The sequence below is a fragment of the Paraglaciecola sp. genome (assembly GCF_039943935.1).
Lineage (GTDB): Bacteria > Pseudomonadota > Gammaproteobacteria > Enterobacterales > Alteromonadaceae > Paraglaciecola.
The window spans coordinates 241,386-254,189 of the sequence record NZ_JBDUZQ010000020.1 but is presented as its reverse complement, the minus strand read 5'-3'; the positions used below and the strand labels follow the sequence as shown (position 1 = coordinate 254,189).

The 12,804-nt window shown below is 38.6% G+C and carries 9 protein-coding genes; 5 read left to right on the top strand and 4 right to left on the bottom strand.

The window, feature by feature from the left end:
• The first annotated feature begins 38 nt into the window (after positions 1-38).
• Positions 39-2,504, top strand: coding sequence for a glycosyl transferase (locus ABJD71_RS11630; RefSeq protein ID WP_348169160.1), 2,466 nt, complete (start codon positions 39-41; stop codon positions 2,502-2,504).
• A gap of 15 nt (positions 2,505-2,519) precedes the next feature.
• Positions 2,520-3,614, top strand: a complete 1,095-nt coding sequence (locus ABJD71_RS11625) for a glycoside hydrolase family 5 protein (protein WP_348169157.1) — start codon at positions 2,520-2,522, stop codon at positions 3,612-3,614.
• Between the two features lie 91 nt (positions 3,615-3,705).
• Here ABJD71_RS11625 and ABJD71_RS11620 read toward each other — a convergent pair whose 3' ends face one another.
• The 3 genes from ABJD71_RS11620 to ABJD71_RS11610 all read right to left on the bottom strand — a co-directional run bounded on the left by ABJD71_RS11620 (position 3,706) and on the right by ABJD71_RS11610 (position 7,928).
• Positions 3,706-4,722: a LacI family DNA-binding transcriptional regulator gene (locus ABJD71_RS11620; RefSeq protein ID WP_348169154.1), complete on the bottom strand. Its 1,017-nt coding sequence runs from the start codon at positions 4,720-4,722 to the stop codon at positions 3,706-3,708.
• Between the two features lie 136 nt (positions 4,723-4,858).
• A complete protein-coding gene (gene rmuC, locus ABJD71_RS11615; RefSeq protein WP_348169151.1) occupies positions 4,859-6,328 on the bottom strand; it encodes a DNA recombination protein RmuC in 1,470 nt (489 codons plus the stop codon).
• A gap of 82 nt (positions 6,329-6,410) precedes the next feature.
• A complete protein-coding gene (locus ABJD71_RS11610) occupies positions 6,411-7,928 on the bottom strand; it encodes a fumarate hydratase (protein WP_348169148.1) in 1,518 nt (505 codons plus the stop codon).
• Between the two features lie 123 nt (positions 7,929-8,051).
• On the opposite strand from ABJD71_RS11610, the gene pabB reads away from it, so the two are divergent.
• The 3 genes from pabB (at position 8,052) to ABJD71_RS11595 (ending at position 11,585) form a co-directional block, all read left to right on the top strand.
• On the top strand, positions 8,052-9,464 hold the full coding sequence (pabB, locus tag ABJD71_RS11605; protein WP_348169145.1) for an aminodeoxychorismate synthase component I: 1,413 nt from the start codon (positions 8,052-8,054) through the stop codon (positions 9,462-9,464).
• A gap of 17 nt (positions 9,465-9,481) precedes the next feature.
• Positions 9,482-10,051: a CoA pyrophosphatase gene (locus ABJD71_RS11600; protein WP_348169142.1), complete on the top strand. Its 570-nt coding sequence runs from the start codon at positions 9,482-9,484 to the stop codon at positions 10,049-10,051.
• A gap of 160 nt (positions 10,052-10,211) precedes the next feature.
• Entirely contained in the window at positions 10,212-11,585 is a 1,374-nt protein-coding gene (locus ABJD71_RS11595) for an L-serine ammonia-lyase (RefSeq protein WP_348169139.1), read from the top strand.
• A 59-nt stretch (positions 11,586-11,644) separates the two neighbouring features.
• Here ABJD71_RS11595 and cysB read toward each other — a convergent pair whose 3' ends face one another.
• Entirely contained in the window at positions 11,645-12,619 is a 975-nt protein-coding gene (cysB, locus tag ABJD71_RS11590; protein ID WP_348169136.1) for an HTH-type transcriptional regulator CysB, read from the bottom strand.
• Between the last annotated feature and the right edge of the window lie 185 nt (positions 12,620-12,804).

Here is a 12,804-nt window from a genome sequence, read left to right as displayed (position 1 = left end):
AAATTTCAAACAATTAAATATATAAGGGATTGAAAAAGATGCAAAACCCAGCCACTGAAACAAACGAAAAATTCGGTTATTTCGATGATGAAAACTATGAATATGTGATTACGACACCTTATACCCCCACACCTTGGATTAATTACCTAGGAAATGACGGGTTTTATGGATTGGTTTCGAATACAGCCGGGGGTTATTGTTTTTATCGTGACCCTAAGTTTCGCCGCTTAACACGTTACCGCTACAATAATGTACCTGTAGATAATGGCGGCCGTTATTTTTACCTAAAGTGTGATGACCAATATTGGTCAGCCACAGGTCTACCAGTCGATACAGAACTCGATGAATATTCATGTCGCCACGGTATGGGTTATAGTCGCTTTAACGCTAGCAAAAATGACATAGCGTCTGAAGTCACTACTTTCATCCCGTTGGATACTAAAGCTGAAGTTCACACATTAAAACTTACAAACAATAGCTCTGAAACAAAAACAGTTGATGTGTTTTCTTTCATTGAGTGGTGTTTGTGGAATGCGGAAGACGATGGCGCTAACTTCCAAAGAAATCTATCTACTGGTGAAGTAGAAGTTCAAGACAGCACGATTTTCCACAAAACCGAATACCGAGAAAGAAGAAATCACTACTCTTTCTATTCTGTAAACCGAAAAATGGAAGGATTTGAAACAGATCGCGAGACGTTCTTAGGAGCATATAGAGGATTTGATCGCCCAGCAGCTGTTGAGTCAGGTAAAACTAAAAACTCTTTAGCTCGTGGTTGGTCTCCCATTGCTTCTCATCATTTAAAAATTGAATTAGCACCAGGCGAAAGTCAATCTCTAGTTTTTGTATTAGGTTATTGTGAAGTAGAACCTGAAGATAAGTGGGACGGCCTGAACATCATTAACAAAGCACCTGCACAAGCCCTTAACGCTAGATTTGATAGTGATGAAAAAGTTGCTGCTGAGCTTAAAAAACTTAACGATTACTGGTTTAATTTATTAGGTAAATTTACAGTTGAAACACCTGATGACAAATTTAACCGTGCCGTTAATATTTGGAATCAATACCAAAATATGGTTACCTTTAACCTTTCTCGTAGTGCTTCTTTCTACGAATCTGGCATTGGTCGTGGTATGGGATTCAGAGACTCAAACCAAGATACCATAGGGTTTGCTCACATGGTGCCTGAAAAAGTAAAAGAACGTATTCTAGATTTATCTGCTACCCAAAAAACGGATGGTTCTGCGTATCACCAATATCAACCTTTAACTAAAAAAGGGAATGCTAATATAGGTGGTAATTTTAACGATGACCCTATGTGGATGGTATTGTCTACTGCTAACTATATTAAAGAAACTGGTGATTTTACTATTTTAGATGAAGTGGTTCCTTTTGATAGTGACCTGGATAATACCGCTACTCACTTTGAACACTTAAACCGTGCATTTAACCACGTTGTAAATAATTTAGGCCCTCATGGGTTGCCATTGATAGGCAGAGCAGATTGGAATGATTGTTTAAACCTTAACTGTTTCTCTGAAGATCCAAATGAGTCATATCAAACCACCCAGAGAGGTGCGTCTGACATAGCAGAGTCAGTAATGATCGCAGGGCAATTTGTTTTGTATGGTCAAGAGTTTGTCGATCTATGTATAAAAATTGGAAAGAATGATTTAGCTGCAAGTTGCCAAAAGCACGTAGAGTTAATGCGTGAAACAGTTAAACAACATGCCTGGGACGGCGAGTGGTTTATTCGAGCTTATAATGCTAAAGGTGAAAAAATAGGAAGCAATGAAAATACTGAAGGTAAGATTTTCATTGAGTCTCAAGGGTTTTGTGCCATGGCTGGAATTGGTTTTGACGATGGCAAAGCATTACAAGCTATGGACTCTGTTGAAGAGCACTTATCAACTGATTTCGGCATCATGCTCAACCAACCTGCTTATACTAAGTATGATAAATATATAGGTGAAATCACCTCTTATCCTCCTGGCTATAAAGAAAATGCAGGGATTTTCTGTCATAACAACCCTTGGATAACCATATCTGAAGCTATGCTTGGCCGTGGTGAAAAAGCTTATGAATATTACAGTAAAATCACACCTGCATTTTTGCAAGATGTTCAAGATCTTCATAAAACGGAACCGTATGTATACAGTCAAATGATCGCAGGAGCAGATGCAGAACATCCTGGGGAAGCTAAAAACTCTTGGTTAACAGGCACTGCGGCTTGGAACTATTATGCTGCAACTCAATACATACTAGGTATTAAACCCACCTACGAAGGATTGAGTATTGAACCATGTATTCTGCCAAGTTGGGATAACGTTAAGATTAATCGTGAATTCCGCGGCGCTCGATATGAGATTACCTTACGCAATCCTCAAGGAATAAGTAAGGGTGCTATATCTTTGACAATTGATGGGCAGGAAATAGTTGGTAATGTGATTGATCCCACAATTTACCCTGGAAGTCACAGAATTGTCGCAACCATAAGAAAATAACCCCTTGGACCTATGATGAAAAAACTTATTACTACTTCAGCATTATTGATTTTATTTTTTAATCTAAGTGTTTTTGCAGCAAGTAATAGTTCTAGTAAAACTAAAGGTTGGTGGAACGTGCCCTACCCGGGCACGTTTGACACCAGTCAATTAGTCAATGAACAAGCGTTTATTCGAGTGAAAGGAAATAAACTCGTCGATGAAAAAGGTACAACCTTTATTTTTAGAGGCGTAAATATTGCTGATCCGGATAAGTTACGCACTGAAAATCAATGGTCATTATCGTTATTTGAAGAACTAAAAGATTGGGGAGCTAATGTAGTAAGGCTACCAATCCACCCCATATCTTGGCAGAAAAATGGTAAAGAAGAGTACTTTAAAATCATTGACCAGGCCGTAATTTGGGCGAATTCATTGGATATGTACCTCATAATAGATTGGCATTCTATAGGTTATTTACCTGATGAGTTGTTTCAACATCCTATGTATGACACGACTAAAAAAGAAACATTTGCCTTCTGGAAAGATGTGTCATTCCGTTACGCTGGGGTAGCGACCATAGCGGTTTATGAGCTTTTCAATGAACCAACAGATCAAGGTGGCCGAGCAGGGAAAGCAAACTGGCATGATTGGAAAACAATAAATGAGCAGTTAATCGATGTTATTTATGCCCATGACAAGAACGTTATTCCTTTAATTGCAGGTTTCAATTGGGCATATGATTTACGTCCCATAAAACAACACCCTGTTGCACGTAAAGGTATTGCTTATGCTGTGCACCCTTATCCTCAAAAAGCCAAACCCAAGGTAAAATCTAAACAAAACTTTTTTGACCTATGGGAATCAGTGTGGGGCTTTGCAGCGAAAGATTACCCGGTTATAGCAACTGAATTAGGTTGGGTCAGTGCTGATGGCCTGGGGGCTCACATTCCAGTTATCAATGATGGCAGTTATGGCCCTCAAATTATGGAATTTATGCAAGAAAGGAACATTTCATGGGTGGTTTGGGCATTTGACCCTTTGTGGTCACCCACCATGATAAAAGATTGGAATTTCACACCAACAGAACAAGGAAGTTTCTTTAAGAAACAACTTCAACAACATAAATAACCTTTTAGCCCATGAAGAATGGGGACTAGAGTAACTTGTAGGGGGTTACTCTAGTTTTTTATTTTAACCCGCAAAGGGATCTATAAATAATCTATCTTGGGGCAAGTCCAGTGCTCCCTCTCACTTTCAACTCAAATTGTAGAAAACGTCTTCCTGGCTCTACATATTCGCCTTTAAGTTGCTTAAGCAATAAATCAATACACAAACCGCCAATTTCTTCTAGCGGCTGGTGGACTGTAGTAAGTCCAGGTGAAACCAGTTGGGCATAATTAATATCATCAAACCCCATCACAGAAATATCTTCTGGTACTGAGAAACCTTGCTTTTGCACAAACTTCATGACCCCAATCGCCATATCATCACTAAAGCAAAAAATAGCAGTAGGTCGCTGCCGCAATAACAGTAACTGCCCCGCGCATTTCATACCTGACTCAACATCGTACTCGCCCTGAATACATAGTCCGTCATCTAAAGGTATATTTGCTTCCTCAAGGGCTAATTTATATCCTTTGAGACGTTCATTTGAGCTGGCAATATCATCGGGCCCGGTTACCGCTGCAATATGTTTATGGCCTAAATCAATTAGATGCTTTACCGCTGTTTTAGCAGCCGCAATATTGTCAACAGCAACTTGAACTACTTCATCAGAGTCAATTCTTTCGTTACCGTTAACCATAGGAGGCAATTGCTGTGCAAGATTTAAAGTAGCGTCTGTTTTAAAAGGTATACGAGAACAAAACAGCAATACACCATCAGCCTGGCCATCGGTGACTAAATCTGCATAATGCTGTTCACGCTCTTGTAAACCTTGGGTATCTCCAAGTAACACTGAATAACCTGCTGTATGAGCTTTTTGCTCAATAGCACGGATAATACCAGCATTTACCGGGTTGGTTATATCTGGAATTATAGCCACAATATTGCCACTTTTACGCGTTCTTAAGCTAGCTCCAATACGATTGGGCCTATATCCAGACTCATCTATGACTTTTTGTACCTTTTCTAACGTCTTTTTAGATACCATTTCAGGAGCACTAAATACCCTAGAAACAGTGGCTGGTGACACACTAGCCAAGGCCGCTATATCTTTTATACCCAGAGCTGCCACAGGTTTTCCTTTCTTAACTAAATTTAAATTAGATTAACATGTAAATCATTTTCAATTAACTAATTACATACAAAATAGAGTTGTTTAATCAATTATTTTTTACAATAAAAAAATAAGTAAAACAACAACTTGATAATCAATCATCTCCCTCGGAACGATCTAGAAGTTGGCCATCTAAATTTTTATTCGTTTGCACACCTAACTGCCGGAACTGCTCCACTTGGCGAACAATATTCCCTTTTCCTGTAGACAGTTTATTCATGGCATTATCGTAACTCCTCTGGCTGGCATCGATAGCTTTACCTACTTTATCCATATCACTTACAAAGCCATGAAACTTGTCATATAACTTAGCTGCATTACTAGCAATTTTTTGCGCATTTTGGTTTTGATATTCGTACTGCCAAATATTGTTAATAGTTCGCAGGGCCACCAGTAAATTTGTCGGGCTCACCAACATAATATTATGATCAAAGGCTAGCTTCAGTAAATCTGGGGCTTGGTCTGCAGCAAGTAAAAAAGCAGATTCAATTGGAATAAACATCAACACATAATCTAAACTACGAATGCCAGTGAGGTCTTGATAATCCTTTTTACCTAACTCTTTAATATGACTCCGAATAGAGGTAATGTGGTCTCGTAAATGGGCCGCTCTGGCAACCTCATCTTCTTGCTCATTGAAGTAACGCTCATAGGCAGCCAAAGACACTTTAGAGTCAACAACTACATCTTTGTTACCAGGTAAATGCACCACTACATCTGGTTGATAGCTTTTACCGGCTTCATTCTTTAAGTTTATCTGAGTTTCAAATTCATGCCCTTCCCGTAGTCCCGACTCTTTAAGTACACGCTCTAAAATCACTTCACCCCAGCTCCCTTGAGCTTTGTTATCTCCTTTTAACGCTCTCGTTAAGGCTGCTGCGTCTTGAGTTATCTGTTGGTTAAGTTCTTTCAGGCCAAGTATTTCAGTTTTAAGGGACGCCCTCTCCTGCCCTTCTTTTACATATTGATCTGAAACTTGTTTCTTAAAACCTTCTATCTGTTCTTTAAGTGGTGATAAAATAGTATCTAAACCTGCTTTACTGGACTCTGCAAAGCTATCTTGTTTCTGTTGAAAAATCTTATTCGCCGTATTTTCAAACTGATTTTGTAGCCTTTTTTCGGCAGTTTCTAATAATGCTAACTTTTCAGTACTTGCGAGTTGTTCTTGCTCAAACCTTGCAGCTTGAGCTTCAAGCTTTATTCGTAGCTCCGAGGCATACTCATTTGCTTGTTTATATTGATATTGCCACTGATTTTTTTCTATTTCTAACTCTGGAATACGTTGAATTCTTTGGTTTAACTGCCCCAATCGATTTTGTGTTTGTAGTTGCTCTTCCAATACATACTTTTGTTCCGCGCTCATTTCTTTAATCAAGATATCTTGCTTGGCAACTTGATCACGTAACTGTTTTTCTTGCCCTTGATAAACACTCGTCATCTGTAACTTTGCATTTTTTAGTGTTTGTCGAGATTTAACTGTAATTAATCCAGCTCCCAAAATTACACCTAGAAGAAATAAACCTGCAAATATAGATAACGTAAGAGGATCGTTAAACTGACTCATAAAAATACCTCACAACTTAAAAACAAAAACGGCGGTAAAAACCGCCGTTAAATAGTAAAGTTTAATGGTAAGTAAACGTTAATTACTTTTCCATTTCTGCAATTTTAACTTTCCAAATTGCCGGTCCTGTTTCATGAGCATTAGCGCCACTACTATCAACAGCAACGGTCACGGGCATATCAACCACATCAAATTCATAAATAGCTTCCATACCTAAGTCTTCAAATGCGACTACTCGAGCATTTTTTATTGCTTTTGACACTAGATAAGCAGCGCCACCTACGGCCATCAAATACACGGATTTGTGCTTGGCAATACTTTGCACAGTTGCAGGACCTCGCTCTGCTTTTCCAATCATGCCACTGATACCAGTCTTCTCTAGCATCATGTCAGTAAACTTATCCATACGAGTAGCCGTAGTGGGGCCTGCTGGGCCTACTGCCTCATCACCCACTGCATCAACTGGGCCCACGTAATAAATAAATTTATTATCAAAATCAACACCTTCAGGTAAGCCTTCTCCATTCGCTAACATAGTTTGTATGCGCTTGTGGGCAGCATCTCGACCGGTCAACATTTTCCCAGTGAGCAGTACTGTTTCACCTACTTTCCATTCTTGAATATCTTCTTTACTGACTGAGTCTAAGTTAACACGGCGTGTACCTTCTGCTACTTCCCATGTAACCTCAGGCCAATCTTCAAGTTTAGGAGGTGTAAAATCAGCTGGGCCAGAACCATCTAGGTGAAAGTGAGCATGCCGGGTTGCAGCACAATTAGGGATCATAGCAACTGGTTTAGAGGCTGCATGAGTAGGTAATGATTTGATTTTAATATCAACCACTGTTGTTAACCCTCCTAGCCCTTGTGCGCCAATACCTAAATCGTTTACCTTCTTAAATATATCTAAACGTAACTTTTCTTCTGTAGTTTCAGCGCCTCTATCCATCAACTCTTGAATATCAACGGGGTCCATTAAACTTTCTTTAGCCAAAACGGCTGCCTTTTCTGCCGTCCCACCAATACCTATGCCTAACATACCTGGTGGGCACCACCCCGCTCCCATAGTCGGTAGAGTTTTCACCACCCAATCTGCGATATCATCGCTAGGGTTTAACATCACCATTTTAGATTTATTTTCAGAGCCGCCACCTTTTGCCGCAATCATAACTTCAATATGATCGCCGGCAACCGTATCAATATGTACTACGGCAGGTGTATTATCTTTGGTGTTTTTACGAGTACCTGCAGGATCAGCAACAATAGAAGCCCTAAGTGGATTATCAGGATTTAGATATGCACGCCTTGTTCCTTCATCAACCATTTGCTGCACAGTTAAGTCAGTTTTGTCCCACTGGACTCCCATACCAATCTTAACGAAACATGTAACAATACCTGTGTCTTGACATAAGGGACGCTTGCCCTCAGCAGACATTCTTGAATTTATTAGAATCTGAGCCATAGCATCTTTCGCAGCCTGACTTTGTTCCTTGTTATACGCTTTTTCGACCGCTTTTATGTAGTCAAGAGGGTGATAGTATGAAATAAACTGTAAAGAATCTTCAATACTGTCGATGAAGTCTTTTTGGCGAATAGTGGTCATAGGTGCTCTCTTAGATATTCTTAGGTTACATTTTACCTAGTTATGATAACCTGCAAACCAAAATTGCTCCATTATAAATCAGCAGCATTTCATTAAACATTTTTCCAAATATATAAAATTTTCATGATGATACCCAAAAAACCTAAAGTCACTATTGTTCCTATAAATATTGAAGCAAAGACTTGCATCACTCAGATATTTCAACATTTTTCCCATGAAAATTGGGCAATGATGCTTGATTCTTCGAACAGTGAACATGAAAATGGTCAATTTGACATTTTTGTTGCAAACCCTCTAGCCACTATTACAACCACAGATAACAAGTCTGAAATAAGCCACGAGGATAAACGCAAAGAATATAGTTGTGAAAACCCATTACACTTACTTCAACAGCTAATCAATCAGTATTTATCAGGTAACAACCTAATTGAGCCCGTTGATATCCCTTTTATTGCAGGCGCTTTGGGGTACTTTGGCTATGACCTTGGACGTTGCTTCGAACATCTACCAAGTAAAAATAAACGCGAATACCATACCCCTGATATGGCAGTTGGTATATACACCTGGAGTGTGGTTAAAGATAATCACAATGGACATTTTTACCTTTGTTATATTGACTGCTACCCCCACCCAACTGTTGATGAGATAGAAAGCCTAATTCTAAAGAAAACTAGCAAGCACACATTTACCTTAACGTCTTCTTGGCAGGCAAATATGTCTAAAACTGAATATGAGCAGAAAATCGCTAAGATCAAGTCGTACTTAAACGCTGGAGATTGTTATCAAACTAATTTAGCTCAGCGATTTACCGCAACATACACAGGTGATGAGTGGCAGGCATATTTAACATTGAGGAATGAAAATAAAGCGCCTTTCTCCGCTTTTATACGATTACCAACAACAAATATTTTGAGTATTTCACCCGAACGATTTCTATTGATTAGGGATACAGAGGTAGAAACAAAGCCTATTAAAGGTACGAGACCTAGGCAAAAAGACTCTGACGCTGACGCGCTACAAGTTCAATCATTACTGTCTTCAGCAAAAGATAAAGCTGAGAACTTAATGATTGTCGACTTATTACGTAATGACCTAAGCAAGCATTGTAAACCGGGCAGCATCTCTGTACCTGAGTTATTCAAAATAGAAACGTTTACTGCCGTGCATCACTTAGTCAGTAAAGTAACCGGTAAGTTACAATCTGATAAAACAGCCATCGATTTATTACATGGGGCTTTTCCTGGAGGTTCTATTACTGGCGCCCCCAAAATTAGAGCCATGCAAATTATTGACGAACTGGAACCTAATAATCGTAATATTTACTGTGGCAGCATTGGTTATATAGGTATTAAAGGCGATATGGATACCAATATTTGTATCCGCACCTTGTTGTGTGAACAAGATGCAGTGGATAATAAAGTCCACTGTTGGGCAGGGGGGGGGATTGTAATTGATTCAAAAGCTTCTGATGAATATCAGGAAAGCTTAGATAAAGTATCAAAGATATTGCCTATACTTGATATTGACATGACCTGATGTAGCTAATTTTATATATGAATAAATCTGAGTTCTTAATCAAATATCATCATCTACGACAAGTAGAAAACGAACCAGACTTTCCACTGAAGAGTTCGGGAAAGCCCGCGGCTGTTCTCATACCTATCGTGCAGTACCCTGATGAACTGAGAGTAGTTTTTACAGTAAGAGCAAAACACCTAAAACATCACGGAGGACAAATAAGTTTTCCTGGTGGCAAAAAAGAAGTATCAGACTTATCTTTAGCTCGCACTGCATTGCGTGAAACCTTTGAGGAAATAGGTATAGCACCAGATAAAGTAGAAATAATTGGACATTTACCAGTATACCGAACGATCAGCGGTTTTGAAGTTACCCCATATATTGGTTTTATATCTGCTCCTTTGAAGATAGAGGTAGATAAAAATGAAGTCGATGAAACCTTTGAAGTCCCTTTAACCTTTTTACTTAACACTAATAATCATTACACCCACTGGATGAAACGCAAAAACTATCAAACACCTGTCTACTTTATCCAATGGCACAAATACAGTATATGGGGAGCAACGGCCGCATTTATTAGAAATTTGTCACACCATTTTAAATAACCTACAACTCACATAAAATAATTAGTTAATTTTTTAATTTGTACATTAGTGCATTTATCGTTACATCCCACAGAACATTATTATTTCTATAAACTATTGTTCAACGCACTGTTAAGACGCACAATAAAACTTACAGCTTAATAACTAAAAGAGCCAATAAATGATCAGTGTATTTGATATGTTCAGTGTCGGTATTGGACCGTCTAGCTCCCATACAGTTGGACCAATGAGGGCAACTAAAGCGTTTAGTGATCAGCTAGTTACAACGGGCATGATTACACAAGTAGATAAAGTCATAATTGAGCTATTTGGATCATTAGGTCAAACAGGCAAAGGACATGGAACAGGGAAAGCCGTAATTCTAGGCTTGCTTGGCCATGAGCCTGAGACAATTAACAGCAAATCAATAAGTCACATACTTGATGAAATACGCAATAAGCAATGTTTGTCTATTAATGCTCAAAAAGAAATTCAATTTCCGAATCAGGGCAGCATAATTTTTCATCGTCGTAAAAGCCTGGCTCAACATGCAAATGCGCTGACAGTTCACGCTCTAAATAATGAAAAAATAGTTCTTTCCCAAACTTATTTTTCTATTGGTGGAGGATTTATCATCACAGAAGAAGACTTCGCTGCCAAGAAAACAACTGCTAATTCGGAGGAGTTACCTAGCCTTCCTTATAATTTTTCAAGTGCTAAACAATTATTGCAAATGTGCAAAGACAATGGTTTTAGCATTAGTTCACTCATGTTACAAAACGAACAACTTATGCAGCCACCAGAACTAATAACAGATAAATTATGGAAAATTTGGCAAGTCATGCAAGAAAGTGTGCAAACAGGCATACAATCTGAAGGAATACTTCCTGGAGGACTAAAGGTAGCCCGCAGGGCTCCGGCCTTATATAGAAGACTTCAAACTGAACAAACAAAAGATCCAATGGCAGCCATGGATTGGGTTAACCTATTTGCACTAGCAGTTAACGAAGAAAATGCAGCAGGTGGACGAGTAGTAACAGCACCAACTAATGGGGCAGCAGGAATTGTTCCAGCAGTGTTATGTTACGTTGATAAGTTCGTTAAACCCATTGATAAGAATACAGCAAGCCGGTTTCTTTTGACGGCAGCAGCCATTGGTATTTTATATAAAAAGAACGCTTCAATATCTGGAGCTGAAGTAGGATGTCAGGGAGAGGTAGGTGTGGCGTGCTCGATGGCAGCAGGTGCACTTACAGAGCTTATGGGTGGAACAATAGAGTCTGTAGAAAATGCGGCCGAAATAGGAATGGAGCATAATTTAGGACTGACATGTGACCCGGTGGGAGGTTTGGTACAAGTACCTTGTATAGAAAGGAACGCCATGGGCGCTATTAAAGCAATCAACGCATCAAGACTCGCACTTAGAGGAACAGGCCAACACAAGGTTTCATTAGATAAAGTAATCAAAACAATGTGGGATACAGGCAACGACATGAAATCTAAATACAAAGAAACTGCTAGAGGTGGGTTAGCAGTCAATATAATAGAATGTTAATAAACCAATTAGTTACTACATAAATAGTAACTAATTGAATAGGCCACTCAAGAGTTAATTTACTTAACGGGTAAAGTTAACCCTTTAAACATTTTTTCAACTTCTTCATTATTTTTCAACATCATGGCTTTTTCTACAACAGATTTAGTCAAGTGTGGTGCAAAGCGTTCAATAAACTCATACATATAACTACGTAAAAAAGAACCTTTACGGAAACCAATCTTAGTTGTGCTGTACTCAAACAAATGACTTGCATCAATTTTTACTAAATCAGAGTCTAACTTATCGTCAATAGCCATTGACGCAATTACACCAACCCCAACTCCTAAACGAACATAGGTTTTTATTACATCTGCATCTGTGGCAGTAAATACAATTTTAGGTTCAATGCCTGCTGAGCTAAAAGCTTGGTCAAGGGATGAGCGACCAGTAAAGCCAAATACATAGGTCACTAGGTTATATTCTGCTAAATCTTCAATTGTAATTGAAGTTTTCTTAGATAGAGGGTGATCCCTATTCACTATAATACTGCGATTCCAATGATAACAAGGCAACATAACCAAGTCGTTATAAAGGTGCAAAGCTTCTGTTGCAATGGCAAAATCAGCTTCTCCTTTTGCAGCTAAATCGCTAATTTGAGAAGGCGTACCTTGATGCATATGTAAAGACACCTTAGAGTATTTATTCATAAAGCCTTTAATTACATCCGGTAAAGCGTAGCGAGCTTGCGTATGAGTTGTAGCAATATTTAATTTACCTTGGTCAGGTAAGGTATGCTCACGAGATACGGCTTTAATACTCTCAACCTTGGCCAAAATCTCTCGGGATATGTTGATAACGTCTTGCCCAGCATCAGTAACATGAGTGAGATGCTTTCCACTACGGCCAAAAATTTGCACCCCCAACTCATCTTCCAACATACGCACTTGTTTACTGATTCCTGGTTGCGATGTATACAAACTTTCTGCAGTAGCAGATACGTTTAAATTATTGTTAAGAACCTCAACAATATACCGAAGTTGTTGTAATTTCATTTTTTGACCTTGTTAGTTAACAGGCACACACCCTATATATTTAAATGTTATATAACTTTAACAAAATGAATTCCATAAAATTTTTAAAAAAAATTCTAGTTATATGTATTATTGACTGTCTCGATTGACAGAAATCAAAGCCAAAAGGTTTCTAAAAATTTGATAAGATACTAAAAACTATAAAT